Source organism: Mesorhizobium japonicum MAFF 303099 (genome assembly GCF_000009625.1).
In the GTDB taxonomy this organism is placed as follows: domain Bacteria; phylum Pseudomonadota; class Alphaproteobacteria; order Rhizobiales; family Rhizobiaceae; genus Mesorhizobium; species Mesorhizobium japonicum.
This window is the reverse complement of the sequence record NC_002678.2, coordinates 6,379,749-6,395,203: the sequence shown is the minus strand read 5'-3', so window position 1 is coordinate 6,395,203 and position 15,455 is coordinate 6,379,749. Positions and strand designations below refer to the sequence as shown.

General features: G+C 63.3%; 16 protein-coding genes. 9 read left to right on the top strand and 7 right to left on the bottom strand.

Annotated features, from left to right (window positions below):
• The first annotated feature begins 13 nt into the window (after positions 1 to 13).
• Positions 14 to 952 (top strand): Csu type fimbrial protein, encoded by a 939-nt coding sequence (locus MAFF_RS31450; protein ID WP_032929497.1) that lies wholly within the window; start codon positions 14 to 16, stop codon positions 950 to 952.
• Between the two features lie 71 nt (positions 953 to 1,023).
• On the opposite strand, the gene MAFF_RS31445 is transcribed toward MAFF_RS31450, so the two are convergent.
• Both MAFF_RS31445 and MAFF_RS31440 read right to left on the bottom strand, forming a co-directional pair.
• On the bottom strand, positions 1,024 to 2,145 hold the full coding sequence (locus MAFF_RS31445) for an ABC transporter substrate-binding protein (RefSeq protein WP_032929495.1): 1,122 nt from the start codon (positions 2,143 to 2,145) through the stop codon (positions 1,024 to 1,026).
• Between the two features lie 422 nt (positions 2,146 to 2,567).
• Entirely contained in the window at positions 2,568 to 2,834 is a 267-nt protein-coding gene (locus MAFF_RS31440) for a sel1 repeat family protein (RefSeq protein ID WP_010915070.1), read from the bottom strand.
• Positions 2,835 to 3,272: 438 nt separating this feature from the next.
• Here MAFF_RS31440 and MAFF_RS31435 point away from each other — a divergent pair, with 438 nt between their 5' ends.
• From MAFF_RS31435 to MAFF_RS31420, 5 genes are all read left to right on the top strand, one after another.
• On the top strand, positions 3,273 to 3,614 hold the full coding sequence (locus MAFF_RS31435; RefSeq protein ID WP_010915069.1) for a DUF2147 domain-containing protein: 342 nt from the start codon (positions 3,273 to 3,275) through the stop codon (positions 3,612 to 3,614).
• 223 nt (positions 3,615 to 3,837) lie between these two features.
• Positions 3,838 to 3,993 carry a hypothetical protein gene (locus MAFF_RS40155; protein ID WP_010915068.1) on the top strand — a complete coding sequence of 52 codons (156 nt, stop codon included), beginning with the start codon at positions 3,838 to 3,840 and terminating at the stop codon, positions 3,991 to 3,993.
• 39 nt (positions 3,994 to 4,032) lie between these two features.
• Complete coding sequence (locus MAFF_RS31430) at positions 4,033 to 4,227, top strand: hypothetical protein (protein ID WP_010915067.1); 195 nt, start codon at positions 4,033 to 4,035, stop codon at positions 4,225 to 4,227.
• 116 nt (positions 4,228 to 4,343) lie between these two features.
• Positions 4,344 to 5,807: an AMP nucleosidase gene (locus MAFF_RS31425; RefSeq protein WP_244420658.1), complete on the top strand. Its 1,464-nt coding sequence runs from the start codon at positions 4,344 to 4,346 to the stop codon at positions 5,805 to 5,807.
• Between the two features lie 66 nt (positions 5,808 to 5,873).
• The gene (locus tag MAFF_RS31420; RefSeq protein WP_010915065.1) at positions 5,874 to 6,950 is read left to right on the top strand and encodes an endonuclease/exonuclease/phosphatase family protein; all 1,077 of its coding nucleotides are present in this window, start codon (positions 5,874 to 5,876) and stop codon (positions 6,948 to 6,950) included.
• Between the two features lie 40 nt (positions 6,951 to 6,990).
• Here MAFF_RS31420 and MAFF_RS31415 read toward each other — a convergent pair whose 3' ends face one another.
• The 3 genes from MAFF_RS31415 to MAFF_RS39505 all read right to left on the bottom strand — a co-directional run bounded on the left by MAFF_RS31415 (position 6,991) and on the right by MAFF_RS39505 (position 9,625).
• Complete coding sequence (locus MAFF_RS31415; protein ID WP_010915064.1) at positions 6,991 to 7,587, bottom strand: DUF922 domain-containing Zn-dependent protease; 597 nt, start codon at positions 7,585 to 7,587, stop codon at positions 6,991 to 6,993.
• A 136-nt stretch (positions 7,588 to 7,723) separates the two neighbouring features.
• Positions 7,724 to 9,403: an electron transfer flavoprotein-ubiquinone oxidoreductase gene (locus MAFF_RS31410; RefSeq protein WP_010915063.1), complete on the bottom strand. Its 1,680-nt coding sequence runs from the start codon at positions 9,401 to 9,403 to the stop codon at positions 7,724 to 7,726.
• A 63-nt stretch (positions 9,404 to 9,466) separates the two neighbouring features.
• Complete coding sequence (locus MAFF_RS39505; protein WP_010915062.1) at positions 9,467 to 9,625, bottom strand: hypothetical protein; 159 nt, start codon at positions 9,623 to 9,625, stop codon at positions 9,467 to 9,469.
• On the opposite strand from MAFF_RS39505, the gene MAFF_RS31405 reads away from it, so the two are divergent.
• The 3 genes from MAFF_RS31405 to MAFF_RS31395 are packed head-to-tail and all read left to right on the top strand — an operon-like array spanning position 9,624 to position 12,061.
• Positions 9,624 to 10,268, top strand: a complete 645-nt coding sequence (locus tag MAFF_RS31405) for a hypothetical protein (protein WP_010915061.1) — start codon at positions 9,624 to 9,626, stop codon at positions 10,266 to 10,268. The two genes, MAFF_RS39505 and MAFF_RS31405, sit on opposite strands and share 2 nt — an antisense overlap.
• 51 nt (positions 10,269 to 10,319) lie before the next feature.
• Positions 10,320 to 11,195: a uracil-DNA glycosylase gene (locus MAFF_RS31400; protein WP_010915060.1), complete on the top strand. Its 876-nt coding sequence runs from the start codon at positions 10,320 to 10,322 to the stop codon at positions 11,193 to 11,195.
• Between the two features lie 53 nt (positions 11,196 to 11,248).
• Positions 11,249 to 12,061, top strand: coding sequence for a helix-turn-helix domain-containing protein (locus tag MAFF_RS31395; protein WP_010915059.1), 813 nt, complete (start codon positions 11,249 to 11,251; stop codon positions 12,059 to 12,061).
• A 100-nt stretch (positions 12,062 to 12,161) separates the two neighbouring features.
• On the opposite strand, the gene MAFF_RS31390 is transcribed toward MAFF_RS31395, so the two are convergent.
• A complete protein-coding gene (locus tag MAFF_RS31390) occupies positions 12,162 to 13,121 on the bottom strand; it encodes a DMT family transporter (protein WP_032933218.1) in 960 nt (319 codons plus the stop codon).
• Complete coding sequence (locus MAFF_RS31385; protein ID WP_032929491.1) at positions 13,118 to 15,424, bottom strand: xanthine dehydrogenase family protein molybdopterin-binding subunit; 2,307 nt, start codon at positions 15,422 to 15,424, stop codon at positions 13,118 to 13,120. The genes MAFF_RS31390 and MAFF_RS31385 overlap by 4 nt, the downstream gene beginning before the upstream one ends.
• Positions 15,425 to 15,455: the final 31 nt, after the last annotated feature.

The following is a 15,455-nucleotide window of genomic DNA, read 5'->3' as shown; positions in this document are numbered from 1 at the left end:
GCGAGGACGAACCATGCTCCGTTTCGCTATGCTGTCGGCCGCCCTGCTGTTGCCGACCGTTGCCTGGGCCCAAAGCTGCAGCTTTGGCGTATCGGCGATGAATTTCGGGCTGGTCGATACGCTTTCCGGTTCGTCAAGCAATTCAACCGCCACACTCAGCGTAAACTGCACTGGATTGTTGTTGCAGCGCATCCTCGTCTGCCCAAATCTGGGTACGGGCAGCGGCGGTGCCACGGCTTCGGCCCGTCAGATGCTGAGCGGCGCCAATGATCTCAACTACCAGCTTTATTCGGATTCCGCGCGCTCGGTGGTGTGGGGCTCCTATGCGTGGCCGTATCCGCCGACAGCGCCGGGCTTTGCGCTGACGCTGAACGTGCTCGGCAGCGGTTCGGCCAGCCAGACGATCTATGGCGCCATATTGGGTGGACAGGCGACCGCGGTGCCGTCGACCTACCTCTCCACATTTTCTGGGAGCCACGTCGAGTTCCGCTATCGAGCCACTCCCGGCAACGATTGCAGCACCGGCGCAGGCTCCGTCGACAGACCCACATTCACGATCAACGCGATCGTTCCGGCCAATTGTCTGCTGGCAATCCAGAACATCGATTTCGGATCAAACGGCATTCTGGGCGCCAATGTCGATGCAACTGGCGGGGTTTCCATCACCTGCACCCCGGGCACGCCCTACACAGTGTCGCTCAGCAACGGAACGACTGGTTCGGCCCCAACCGCGCGCAAGATGTCCAAGGGCGTGGAAACCGTAACCTACGGCCTCTACAAGGATAACGCACGCAGCCAGGTGTGGGGCGACGCGGCGATGCCAGGCAGTACTGTTGCGGGAAGCGGCAGCGGTGCGGCGCAAAATCTCACCATCTACGGCCGTGTTCCCGCTCAAACGACACCTTCGGCCGGCGTCTATACCGATACCGTTGTCGTTACCGTGACCTATTAGGCCGCTGCATCAGAGCGCCGCGCGTCCAGAAGAACGCGCGGCGCTGCAATGCCACTAGGTGATGTCAGCGACTACTGCGCGATCGGCGCGTATTTGCCGTCATGCCACTGGTTGATGTCGTAGCTGGCGTTTTTGAGGTCGCCCTTTTCGTCGAAGGTGACGTCGCCGACAACGGTGCTGATCGGCGTGCCGTTCTTCAACGCTTCGGCAACCTTGGCCGGATCGTCGCTGCCGGCACGCTTGATGCCTTCGGCGAAAGCCTGGACCACGGCGTAAGAGAACAGCGTGAAGCCTTCCGGCACGAAGCCGCCGGCCTTGATCTTCTCGACGGCGGCCTTGGCTTCCGGCTTTGCCTGCGGGTCCGACGGGAAGACGAACATGGTGCCTTCGCCAGCCGGGCCGGCAACCTGCCAGAATTCCGGCGAGGCGATGGAGTCCGGCATGATCAGCTGGAACTTCAGGTTCTGTTCGGCCGACTGACGCAGAATCAGGCCGGCTTCAGGATGGTAGCCGCCGAAATAGACGACGTCGGCCTTGAGATCCTTCAGCTTGGTGACGAGCGCCGAATAGTCCTTCTCGCCGGGATTGATGGCGTCATAATAGACTTCCTTGAGGCCGCCGGTGTTCATGGTTGCCCTGACGGCATCAGCCACGCCCTGCCCGTAAGCGCTCTTGTCGTGCAGGATGACGACGTTCTTGCCGGCATATTTCTTGGCGATCCACGGGCCGATGAAGGCGCCCTGTGCATCGTCACGCGTATAGAGGCGCATGATGGTCGGCCAGCCGGCCTTGGCGGCCGCATCGGTCAGCACCGGGTTCGAGGAAGCCGGGCTCATCATCAGCGCGCCGGCTTCGGCATAGACGGCCGAGGCGGGAATGCTCGAGCCCGAGCAGGCATGGCCGTCGATGAACTTGACGCCGTTGGCGATGATGCGGTTGGCGACCGACACGGCCTGCTTGGGATCGCACTGGTCGTCCTCGATGTCGAGCTTGATCATCGAGCCGTTGACGCCGCCCGCGGCGTTGATGGCGTCTGCCGCGGCCTGTGCGCCCTGCTTGAACTGGTCACCGATAGTGGCGAGCTGTCCGGTCATCGGACCGACCACCGAAACGGTGATGTCGTCGGCAAATGCGACCGGCGCACTCATCATCAGGCCGAAAATGGCCGCGCTCAAAATACTCATTTTTTTCATGGCAATAGAACTCCTCCACTCACGCGCGGCCGCCCGGCCGCGCTTCTTCCAGAGAGGCGGGACAATTTCATCCTTCATTGGGCCTGTCTAGGCGCATTGGCGCCACTCGATTGGGCCTGCGAGCCGTCATCTACGCAAAAAGCCACGCCAGCCTTGTTCCGGCTGGTCGTGGCTTTTTGCCTATCGGGCTGTTTCCCCAGCGCCCCCGCGCCGCGAACCCCAACTTTGCTTTCCCTGTCTTCCCTGCCCTGATCCGAAAACCGATGCTTTCGGATGATGGTCCGTCGTACGGCTTGGACCTGTCCGGCTGCCGCATTCTTGGTGTTGATAGCCTGTGGCCTGGCTGTCTGCGCAGCCTTATCCCTGTTTGGCCCGACCGTCTTGAAGCGGTCTTGGCCGGAGCGTCCCCGTCTGCCGGAACTTTAGTGCATGGTCATCCATTCGCGGGCTTCGCGCAGCGCCTTGGCGATCTCGACCTTCGACATGGCGGCCGACAGTTCCGAGCGCAGTTCCGCGGCGCGGGCCGAGCCCTTGATGGCGGCGATGTTGAACCATTTGTGGGCGGCAACGACGTCGGTCTCGCAATCGCGGCCGGTCGCATACATCATGCCCAGTTCGAAAAGAATGTCGGCCTGGGCAGTTGCCCCCATGGCGCCGAAACCTGCTTCAAGCATTTCAAAACGTGCCATTTTAGTCCCCTGTCTGGCTCCCGAGAGCTGCCTCCGTTCGTCTTGTCCGGGCCGCTCTTTCGATGCTTTCGAGAATGCCGATCAGGCTTGAATCCGTCGTTAAATGGCGTGCTTAATTTGAGGAAAACAAAGCTAAAACAAGAGGTAAACGCGGAAATTCGTTAAGGATACGAAGCCAGCAATTCAGCCGATTTTCGTCAAATTTGACGAAAACTTTCCGAGCCTCGATCAACACTCCGCTAACCACGGGAAACAAACAGCACGTGCCGGTCGTTTTCATTTCCCCGCCGACGGCGCCAATTCAGGCGGCTTCAAAATCCCAAAGTCTTCCGTTGCGGCACCGCTTTTGTTTTGCCGGGAGCTGGATTAGCTTACGTTTGCGTAAGCGGCAGACCGGCGAGGCGGAGAATTCGGCCGGCCATCCAAAGGGAGCAAGACATGTTTCGAAAAGTGAGCCTGGCTCTTGCAGCCACATTGATCATGGCGGGTGCGGCGTGGGCCGATCCGATCGAGGGCAATTGGAAAACGCAAGCCGGCGATACAGCGGCCATATCAGGCAGCGACTCGTTTTCCATCACGCTCAAATCGGGCAAATATGCCGGCAAGACGATCGGCTCGCTCAAGGCGGCGGGCGACAACAAATATGCCGGCAGCATCACCGATCCTGCAAACGACAAGACCTATTCGGGCAAGGCGACGTTGTCGGGCACCGCGCTCAAGATGAGCGGCTGCGTGCTGGGCGGACTGATCTGCAAGAGCCAGACCTGGCACAAGCTCTGATCGGCCTATCCTTGTGACATCCTGACGGGGCCCGACGGGCCCCGTTTTCGTTTCATCGGTATGTCAAGCCTTGGGGCTCTTGCCCCCGCTGCCGGTGGCCGCGCTGGCGACGACGACCGGCCCAGATCCCGTCAATCAATTTGAACCCCAGATGAACGCCGGCATCAGAGCCGGTTCAGAGGCATTGGGGCATTCTCCAGCGTGTTGAAGGAGACACGACCCAATGCTTGCTCGCCGCTTCACCATCGTCTGCCTGCTGATGAGCCTGTTTGGAATGTTCTTCGCCATCCTCGTCGCCGAAGCGGGCCGTTCGCCCCGCTCCTGGGACGAAGCCACCAGAATATGCCGCCTCGCCTGCCCGACCAATCTTCGCCACTGAAACAACGAACCGGACCTCGAAAAGAAAAGCTCAGAGATCATGGACCGCATCGCCGCCAACACCCTCAAGACCCTCCGGCTGCTGCCGCGGGCGGCGCTTATCCTGGTGCTTCTGGCCGCTCCGGTCCTGGCGGTGCCGATGATGCGCGCCGATACCGGCTCGACGATCGAGGCGCCGGCCCTGAGGAAGTCCGGCGTGGGTTTTGTGCTGCTGGTCAGCCTGCAGCGGGGATAAAGAAAAATGGCGCTTTGGGCGCCTTCGGCGGCGAGCCCCCTCCCAACCGCCCGTCCAAGTCTCTATATTGAGCCATGGAAAAGCGAATCTACCCTCAAGCCATCGAATCCGTCGTCATGCCCGAGCCTTTTGGCCGGCAAAGCTTCGACAGCGCCGAAAAAGCCGTCGCCGCACTGCAGCGGCTTTACGATCGCAACACCAAGTTCCTGCGCGACGCCTTCGCGGCCCTGGCGTCGGCCGGCGGAGACAGCAGCAAGCGCTACCGCGCCTTCTACCCCGAGATCGGCGTCACCACGAGTTCGTTCACCCAGGTCGACTCGCGCCAAGCCTACGGCCATATGCCGACACCCGGCCATTTCGCCACCACGATCACACAGCCGCAGCTGTTCGAGCGCTACCTGATCGAACAGCTGCGCCTCATCATGCGCAACCACGGTGTCTCGGTCACGGTTTCGGAATCGACCACGCCCATTCCGCTGCATTTCGCCTTCTTGGAGGGAACTTACGTCGACGGGGCCGCCGCGGAGCGCATCAAGCGGCCGATCCGCGACCTGTTCGACGTGCCGGATCTCGACGGCACCGACGACCAGATCGCCAACGGCACGTTCGAGGTGGCCTTCGGCGAACCAAGGCCGCTGGCGCCGTTCACGGCGCAGCGCATCGACTATTCGCTGCACCGCATGACGCATTATACGGCAACCAGCCCGCAGCATTTCCAGAACTTCGTGCTGTTCACCAACTACCAGTTCTACATCGACGAATTCGTCGCCCGCGCCCGCGACCTGATGGAGAAGGGCGGTGGCGGTTACGCGGAATTCGTAGAGCCGGGCAATGTCGTGACCAAAGCCGGGCAGAGTTCGCCTAGCGAAGGCGTTGGGCCGCAGCGCCTTCCGCAGATGCCGGCCTATCACCTGAAAAAGCCGAACCATGGCGGCATCACAATGGTCAACATTGGTGTTGGCCCTTCCAATGCCAAGACGATCACCGACCATATCGCCGTGCTGAGGCCGCATGCCTGGGTGATGCTTGGCCATTGCGCCGGGCTGCGCAACACCCAGGCGCTCGGCGACTATGTGCTGGCGCATGCCTATGTGCGCGAGGACCATGTGCTGGACGACGACCTTCCGGTCTGGGTGCCGATCCCGCCGCTGGCGGAAATCCAGGTTGCGCTGCAGGAAGCGGTCGCCGAAGTCACCGGCCTGTCCGGCTACGATCTGAAGCGCATCATGCGCACCGGCACGGTCGCCACCATCGACAACCGCAACTGGGAACTGCGCGACCAGCGCGGACCGGTGCAGCGCCTGTCGCAGTCGCGCGCCATCGCGCTCGACATGGAATCGGCGACGATCGCCGCCAATGGCTTCCGCTTCCGCGTGCCCTACGGCACGCTGCTGTGCGTTTCCGACAAGCCGCTGCATGGCGAGTTGAAACTGCCGGGCATGGCGACGGAGTTCTACAAGCGGCAGGTGGCGCAGCACCTGACCATCGGCATCAGGGCGATGGAGAAGCTGGCCGAGATGCCGATGGAGCGGCTGCATTCGCGCAAGCTCCGGAGCTTTTCGGAGACAGCGTTCCAATAGGCGGCCGCAGCGCCTGGGCGAGGCATTTCGTCGTCTTGCCCAGGCCGCAATTCGGCCGATAAGCAGATGGAACGGATCGTCAGGCGGCATTCGGCAGACACGACCTCGATGATGACAGGCGCGCGCTTGAAAATGACGGCTGGGTTGGCATTCCTGGCGATGACGGCATTGTCGGCCGCGCTGTTGGCCGGGTTCTTCGGCACGCTGCATCCGGCTTTCGATTCCTTCTCGCATTTCCGCATTCACTTCAGCGTGCTCATGGCGCTTCTGGCACTGCCGCTGCTTGCCAGCTCGTTTCGGCTGCAAGCTGCAGCGGGGCTGCTCTTTGCCATCGCCTGCCTGGCCACGACGGCAAGCGCCCTGCCGAGGCTTTGGCCGCAGCCGGCGGTTGCCAAGCCCGCCGATCAAGCCGTCTACAGCCTGCTGCAGATGAATTTGCGCTTCAACAACCCGACACCGAAGAAAGTGCTCTCCCTGATCGGTCGCACCAACCCGGACGTGATCACCCTCGATGAGGTGTCGCAGATGTGGACGACAGAGCTTGGCTTCATCGCCAGCGCCTATCCGTATCGCATCCTTTGCCCCTACCCGAACGGCATGTTCGGGGTTGCGTTGCTATCGCGCAGGCCGTTCGTGGCCGGCACCGCGCCACGCTGCGAGCCGCGCGGTGCGATGGCGACCGCCACCATCGACTTCGGCGGGATCGAGGTCGATGTCGCCGCGATTCATTTGAGCTGGCCGTGGCCGAAGGAGCAATACTGGCAGATCGGCGAACTGGCGCAGACATTGGCCGGGCTGGGCCAGACCGCGATCATGGCAGGCGATTGCAACGCCGTGCCGTGGAGTGCGGCGGTGCGGCGGGTCGCGGCTCTCGGCGGGCTGACACTTATGCCATCGGCCGGCCCGACCTGGATTCACCGGACGCTGCCCGACGTCCTGCGCCGCTATGCGGGCCTGCCGATCGACCAGGTGTTCAGCAAGGGCGGGCTGACGATCCTGTCTTCGCAGCGGCTGGAGGACACCGGCTCCGACCATCTGCCGGTGCTGGTCGAGTTCACGCTGCGCTCTGACGACAAGCAGCCCGAGAATGGCCACGCCACAGCGCTCGCGGCGAGCGACTTGTCGGCCAAGCCGCGCGGCTGAGCGAAGCTCGCGCGCCACGGCGCTGACCGGATCACTCGGTTCATGGTTTTCCGGTCAAGGCAGCGATCAGATGTTCGACATGGCCGCCACTGCTGTGTTCGCGCCGATCGAAGGCGATTTGTTTGGCCTCATATTCGGCATAGACGGCCCGGATGCGAAGCTGAGCTTCGCGGCGCGCCTTGTAGCAGGACGGATCGTTGGCGATCCGCAAGCCGGTTATCGACTTTTCCGTAGCGCGCATCATCTCCCTGGCAATGCGCCCATGTGTTTCCTCATGGGCGCGAACACCTGCGAAAAACCTGTTCCAGCGCCTCTTCAGCGCCGGCGTGGCGGGCGGGGCAAGGTGCGGGAAGGTGTAGGAAAGATTGAGCGTGCCATTGACCCCACGTATCCGGCAGAAGCCGTTGCCCTGGCCGGCGTCGAGGTCCCAGTCGACGGTATAGGCGGTTGTGGCGATGGCATGCGTCATGAAGCCGTGCCGGGGGCCTTTTCTGTCCATCGCGTCGACGAGGGCGGCGCCCGAGCTTCCCGTGACGTCGTAGGTCAGCGTCTGGATCACTGCCCTGGTGCCGGCTGAGGCCTGTGGCGCAAACAGCGCCCCGATGGCGACGAGGCATGTCAGAACTGTCCGGCGCATCGGCCTTCTCCCTATCTCCAGAGAAGGAACCATAGACCGGTGGCCGTTTCAACGTTTCTGCTGGCCTGCATGCCCTCGCGGCCAGCCCTACCTGCATTTTCTTGCCGCCGAGGCCGAAACCGCCGGCCGCGCGAGGTCACATGCCCTGGTAGACCGGACCCTCGCCGCCTTGCGGCGGCACCCAGTTGATGTTCTGGTTCGGATCCTTGATATCGCAAGTCTTGCAGTGGACGCAGTTCTGCGCGTTGATGACGAAGCGGACGTCTTGCGCCGCCGGATCGGCGGCGGTGTTGCCGTCCTTGTCGACCCATTCATAGACGCCGGCCGGGCAATAGCGGGTCGAAGGCCCGGCAAAGACATCGTGTTCGGATCGCTTCTGCAGTTCCATATCGGCGACCAGCAGATGGACCGGCTCGTTCTCTTCGTGATTGGTGTTGGACAGGAACACCGAGGACAGGCGGTCGAAGGTCAGCACGCCATCAGGCTTCGGATAGGCGATCTTCTTGTGCTGGGCGGCGGGCTCGAGCGTGGCATAGTCGGCCTTGCCGTGCTTCAGCGTGCCGAAGGGCGAGTTGCCGAACAGCGTGTTCAGCCACATGTCGAGGCCACCAAGACCGACGCCGACGATGGTGCCGAAGCGCGACCACAGCGGCTTGACGTTGCGCACCTTCTTCAAATCCTTGCCGATGTCGGTCGCCCGCCAGGCTTGCTCGTAGGAAGAGAGCTCGTCATTGGCGCGGCCGGCGCCAATAGCCTCGGCGACATGTTCGGCCGCCAGCATGCCCGACAGCACGGCATTGTGGGAGCCCTTGATGCGCGGCACGTTGACGAAGCCGGCAGCGCAACCCATCAGCGCGCCGCCGGGGAACGACAGTTTCGGCACCGACTGCCAGCCGCCCTCGGTGATGGCGCGCGCGCCATAGCCGAGCCGCTTGGCGCCCTCGAACGTGCCCCTGATTGCCGGATGGGTCTTGAAACGCTGGAATTCCTCGAAGGGCGACAGATAGGGGTTCTTGTAATTGAGGTGGAGGACGAAGCCGACCGCCACCTGGTTGTCCTCGAGATGGTAGAGGAAGGAGCCACCGCCGGTCTTCATGTCGAGCGGCCAGCCGAAGGAATGCTGGACCAGGCCCGGCCGGTGGTTCTCCGGCTTGACTTGCCAGAGTTCCTTGAGACCGATGCCGTATTTGCCTGGCTCGCGGCCGTCGGAAAGTTTGTATTTGGCGATCAACTGCTTGGCGAGCGAGCCGCGCGCGCCTTCGCCGATCAGCACATATTTGCCCATCAGCGCCATGCCCGGCGCGAAGCCCGGCCCATGCGTGCCGTCCTTCTCGACGCCCATGTCGCCGGTGACGACGCCGGTGACTGCGCCTTCCTCATTGTAGAGCAGGCCTGCGGCGGCAAAGCCCGGATAGATCTCGACACCGAGCGCCTCGGCCTTGCCGGCCAGCCACCGGCAGACATTGCCGAGCGAGACGATGTAGTTGCCGTGATTGTTCATCAGCGGCGGCATCAATATGTTGGGCAGGCGAAACGAGCCGGCAGGGCCGAGCACCAGGAAATGATCCGCAGTGACCGGCGTCTTGAAAGGATGACCTTCCTCCTCGCGCCAACCCGGCAGCAGACGGTCGATGCCGATCGGATCGACCACGGCGCCAGAGAGGATATGGGCGCCGACCTCGCCGCCCTTTTCCAGCACGACGACGGAAAGCTCGGGATTGACCTGCTTGAGGCGGATGGCCGCGGCAAGGCCGGCCGGACCCGCACCGACGATGACCACGTCGAATTCCATGCTTTCGCGTTCGATATCGCTCATCAACCCCTCCGCACTGGCTTGCCGCTGTTGCGTATCTTGCTGGCTCCTGCGCTGCATAGCGCATCAATTGGCGACAGGAAACCGGCGCAGACGTGACAATGCGGTTTTGGCCAAAAAGTCGCGCATCTTGCGGCACGGCAGGCATTTGCGCCCGATAAGACCGACCACGCCTGCGTTTTTTAATTGTTCGGCGGCTTGCTTATCGGCCATACTTCCCGCCATGCGCTTTCCTGGGCCAGCGGGCTTTTCTTCGACGCGCTTTCTTTTCCCGCCCGGCCGGGCCTGCCGGGCGATTCTTCTGGCCCTTCTGATGGCGGCACCGGGGCACGCTGCCGCGAACGAGGTGAAGGTCTGGGCGACAGGCGCCTACTCCTTCTCCGACGAGCTTGGCGGCTTCCGCATCACCGGAGCCTCCGGCATCGGAACCAAGGACGATCCGCTGGTCATCACCGAAGAGCTGAATTCGGCAACGCCGGTGACGCTGACCATCCGCACGACAAAGCCGATCCAGACATTCGGCAAGGCGGGCGAATTCGCCAATGGCATCATGTATATGCGCATCAACGTGCTCAACAACAGCGGCCAGGCCTGGATCGAATTCCAGTTCGAGCTCCAGGAGATATTGGATCAGCCGAGCGTGTTTGGTGACGGGCTTTCCTTCGACCAACGCAACAAGACGCCCGACAATATCTGGTCGAGCAATTTCGCCGATTTCGACAGGGAGTTTGAGCCTTATGACCGGCTGCTGTTCAAGAACGGCAAGGTAGACCCGCTGAAGACCGTCAGCTTCGAGTTCCTGATGACGGATTACACGCCGCGATGGACCTTCTATCTGGTGCAAGACCCGCGCATTCCGACGGGATAGGGAAAGCCGCCGGTCTTGCAAATTTCGGCCATGGGGACGAATGTGCGCGCCATGACCGCCGCCTCCCCCAACAGCCCGACCGATATTGCCGACATCCTGGCCTTCTATGCCAGCGCCGGCGTCGACGAGGCGCTGGAAGACGCTCCGGTGAACCGCTTCGCCGAGGCGGCGCCGAGACCTGTCGAGCGCGCGCCGGCGCCGGTGGCGCCACCTCGCGAAGAGAAGGCACCGGAGCGGCCAGCGGCACCGCCCGGACTGGATGCAAGCAAGGTTCCGGATGCGCCACCGGCGCGTTCATCGGTCGCCGCCGTGCCAGACGAGGCTCAGGCGGCGCTTGCGCGCCAGTTGGCGACAACCGCAACGACCCTGGACGAGTTGCGCCAGCACATGGCTGCCTTCGACGGCTGCAATCTCAAGGCCACCGCCAAGAACCTGGTCTTCGCCGATGGAAACCCGGACGCCGCGGTGATGCTGGTGGGCGAAGCGCCGGGCCGCGACGAGGATATTGAGGGGCTGCCCTTCGTCGGCCGCTCGGGCCGGCTGCTCGATCGCATGCTGGCCGCGATCGGGCTCGACCGCACTTCGGTCTACATCGCCAACGTCATTCCGTGGCGGCCGCCGGGCAACCGCACGCCGACGCCGCATGAGACCGAGATCTGCCGGCCGTTCATCGAGCGGCAGATCGAACTGGTCAATCCCAAGGTGCTGGTCAATCTCGGCGGACCGTCGGCCAAGACCTTGCTCAACACCTCGGAAGGTATTTTGCGGCTGCGCGGCAACTGGCGTGTCCACACCACCGCCTCGGGCATCGCCATTCCGGCCATGCCGACGCTGCATCCGGCCTATCTCCTGCGAACGCCCGCGCACAAGAAGCTGGCATGGCGGGATTTTCTCGAGGTCAAGGCGAAGCTGCGGGCGCTCTCCTAGCGATAACCTTGGAGGTAATTGAAATCCCTCTGCCGCCGCCTTAATCCTGCCCCATGACAACAGCCCAAACCTCCGCCGGCAGTCTCATCCGCGAATGGCGCACGCGCCGCCGCATGAGCCAGCTCGATCTCGCCATGGAGGCCGAGATTTCGCAGCGGCATCTGTCCTTCGTCGAGAGCGGGCGGGCCGCGCCGTCGCGCGATATGGTGCTGCATCTGGCCGAGCAGCTTTCGATCCCGCTGAGGCAACGCAACCAGCTGCTGCTGGCCGCCGGCTTCGCACCGAGCTTCAGCGAACGGCCGCTGACCGACACGACGCTGGCACCGGCGATGGCGGCGGTCGAGATCGTGCTCAAGGGGCATGAGCCGTTTCCAGCGCTGGCGGTGGACCGGCACTGGAACCTGGTTTCGGCGAATGCCGCGATTGCTCCCTTCCTTGCCGATCTCAGCGAGGCTTCGCTGCTGACGCCGCCGGTCAACGTGCTTCGCCTTTCCCTGCATCCCGGCGGCATCGCGCCGCGCATCGTCAATCTCCAGGAATGGCGCACGCATCTGCTCGAACGCCTCAAACACCAGAACGATGCCAGCGGCGATCCGGTGCTGGTCGAATTGGAGCGGGAGTTGCGCAGCTATCCTTCCGGGCTGAAGGGCAGCAGGCCAACACCCGTCGAGCCGAACGCCATCGTGCATCCGCTGCGCCTCGCCCATGGCGACCAGGTGCTGTCATTCATCAGCACCATCACCGTGTTCGGCACGCCGCTTGACGTGACCTTGTCGGAACTGGCGATCGAATCCTTCTTCCCTGCCGACGAGCAGACTCGCGCGGTTCTGGTGCGGCTGGCAAAGGAGCGCAGCGAACGGTCGTAACTGAGGAGATCGGCCCTTCGCCATCGCTCCCCAGCCCTCCGGGCGTTCGTCGTTCGGAAAGCCAAGCAATTGGCTTTCCGTCCGCTACGCGGACCTCTCCTCACCCCTGCGGCAATGTCACCTTGCGCGTTCGCGTGCGCTCCAGGCCCAGTTGCCGCTCGCGCCAGATGATGAAGACGCCGGCGGCCACCACGATCGCACCGCCAATCAGCGTGTTGAGCGAGGTCACGTCGCCGAAAATGAAATAGCCGACGACGACGCCGAGGATCATCGAGGTGTATTCGAACGGCGCCACCACCGAGGCCTCGGCATGGCGATAGGCCGAGGTCATCAGGATCTGGCCGAGGCCGCCGCAGAAGCCCGCCATGACGAGCAGCGCGGCTTGCACCGGCGTCAGCGACTGCCAGCCGAAAGGCAGCGTCAGCAGCGAGAGCACGCTCGCGGTCGACGAGAACCACAGGACGATGGTCGCCGTCTTCTCCGTCTGCACGAGATTGCGCACAAGCAGCATGGCGACCGCCGAGATCGCCGCGGCCACCAGCGCGGCCATGACGCCCAGGACCTCCTGGTCGTCGAGCCCTTCATCCGAATTGAGCAGCGTCAGCTCCGGCCAGGAGATGATGAGCACGCCGATGAGGCCGACGGCAACCGCGCTCCAGCGATAGACGCGGATCGACTCGCCAAGGAAGACCGAGGAGAACACCACGACCAGCAGCGGCTGCGCATAGTTCAGGGTGATCGCCTCCGGCAGCGGCAGCCTGGTGAGCGCGAAGAAGCCCAGGCCCATGGCACCGACGCCGACGACGCCGCGCGCGACATGGTTGAAGGGACGTTTGGTGACGAATGCCGTCGGCAGCTGTCCCTTCAATGCCAGGAAGGCAATGATCGGGAAGATGGCGAAGAAGGAGCGGAAGAAGACGATCTGCCCGGCCGGCACGTCGCCGGCCGCCTTGATGCAGGTTTGCATGCCGACAAAAACCGCCACCGAGACGATCTTCAGCGCGATCCCCCTCAGCGTGCCGTGGCCGCCCGTCGTTCCTGGTTCCGCCCCTGATGTCACGTCGGCGATGCGCCCCTGATCGCGGCCCAGATGCGCGCCGGCGTCGCCGGCATCTCGATATGCCTGATGCCATAGGCGCGCCACAGCGCATCGGTGACGGCGTTGAGCGCCGCCGGTGTCGAGCCGATCGTGCCGGCCTCGCCCGCGCCCTTGATGCCCAGCGCATTGGTGGTTGAAGGCACGTTGCGGGTCTCGAAATGGAAGAACGGGAAATTGTCGGCGCGCGGCATGGCGTAGTCCATGAAGCTCGCCGTCAAGAGCTGCCCATCCTCGCCATGGATGGTGTTCTCGGTCAACGCCTGGCCGATGCCTTGCACGACGCCGCCATGCACCTGGCCTGCGAGCAGGATCGGATTCACCGTGACGCCGAAATCGTCGACGATGGTGTAGCGGACAATCTCGGTCGCGCCGGTGTCGGGATCGATCTCGACCTCGCAGATGTGGGTGCCGTTCGGATAGGTGCACTCGTCCTGTACGAACTCGCCGAATCCCTTAAGGTCATCCGGCGTCTTCGCAGCCTTGGCGATGCTCGAGAAATCGATGCTCCGGTCGGTGCCGACGATGCGGGCAACACCATCGGACAGTTCGATATCGCCGGCCGAGGCCTCAAGCTCATCGGCGGCGATGCGCTTGATCTTGTTGGCCAGGTCCTCACCGGCGCGGGAAGCCGAGACACCCCCCAGCGGAATGGAGCGCGAGCCGCCTGTGCCGCCGCCCGCCTTCAATTCGTCGGTGTCGCCCTGGCGGACATGGATCTTGTCGATGTCGAGATTGAGTTTTTCCGACAGGAACTGCGCATAGGCGGTGGCATGCCCCTGGCCGTTGGTCTGGGTGCCGATCTTCAGCGTCACCGTGCCGTCGCCATTGAGCTCGACAAAGGCCGGTTCGGAGCCCGGAAAGGCGCAGGCCTCGATATAGGTGGCCATACCGATGCCGCGGATCTTGCCATCGGCTTTGGACTGCTCCAGCCGCTGCGGAAACGCCTTCCACTGCGACCGTTCGATGGCGCGGTCCATATGGCCTTCGAATTCGCCATTGTCGTAGAGCCGGCCGGTCTGCGTGCGATAGGGAAACTGCTCGGGCCGAATGAAGTTGCGGCGGCGGATCTCTTCGACAGGCAGGCCGAGATCATGCGCGCAGGCATCGACAAGTTTTTCCAACAGGAACGCCGCCTCGGGACGGCCGGCGCCGCGATAAGCGTCGACCGGGCAGGTGTTGGTGTAGAGGCCGGTCACCGAGACATCGAGCGCCCTGATATCATAGACGCCGGTCGACATGGTGACGCCGATATACGGAATGAAAGGGCCATATTGCGAGATATAGGCGCCGATATTGGCAAGCAGATCGACCCTCATGCCGAGGAAGCGGCCATCCTTGTCGAGCGCCATCTCGGCCGTCACCGCATTGTCGCGGCCTTGGGCGTCGGTGAGGAAGTGCTCGGTGCGGTCGCCGGCCCATTTCACCGGACGGCCAAGCCGCTTCGCCGCCTCGAGCACCAGCGGATATTCGCGGTAGACGAAGCTCTTCGGCCCGAAACCGCCGCCGACATCGGGCGTGATGACGCGCAGTTGGTCCTTCTTGATCTTGAACACACTGGCCAGGATGTACTGCATGGAATGCACGCCCTGCGACCCGGTGGTCAGCACGAAGCGGTTTTCCCCGACATTCCATTCGCCGATCGCCGAGCGCGGCTCCATGTAGTTGCAGACCAGCCGATTGTTGACGAATTCGATGCGAGTGACGTGAGCGGCCCCAGCGAAAGCCGCGTCCGTCTTTTTCTTGTCGCCCATATGATAGGTGAAGGCGCGGTTGGAGCCGAGTTCCGGCCAGACCAGCGGCGTGCCCTCGGCAAGCGCCGTCGCCGTGCCTGAGGCGGCGTCCTCGCCGTCATAATCGACCTCGATCAGTTCGGCGGCATCCTGCGCCAAGGCACGGCTGTCGGCGACGACAAAGGCAACCGCATCGCCGACATAGTTGACGCGGTCCCGGCACAGGATCGGAATGTCGCGCGTCGGCGCTTTGGTGCCGTCCGGCTGTGGCTGCATGACGCCGGACTTGAGATCGCGCAGATGGGTGAGATCCCCACCGGTCAGCACCAGATGGACGCCGGGTGCCGCCTTCGCCGCCTCGATCGAGCCGATGGTAAAGCTCGCCTTGGCGATCGGCGAGCGCAGAACATAGCCGTGCAGGACGCCGGCGGGCTGGATATCGTCGGTATAGCGGCCCTGACCCTGGATGAAGGCGGCATCCTCGCGCCGCAGCACGGAAGCGCCCATGCCGAATTTCGGTGTGACGACGGTCATGGCTGCCTCGCGGGGATGTGGAGAACGAACG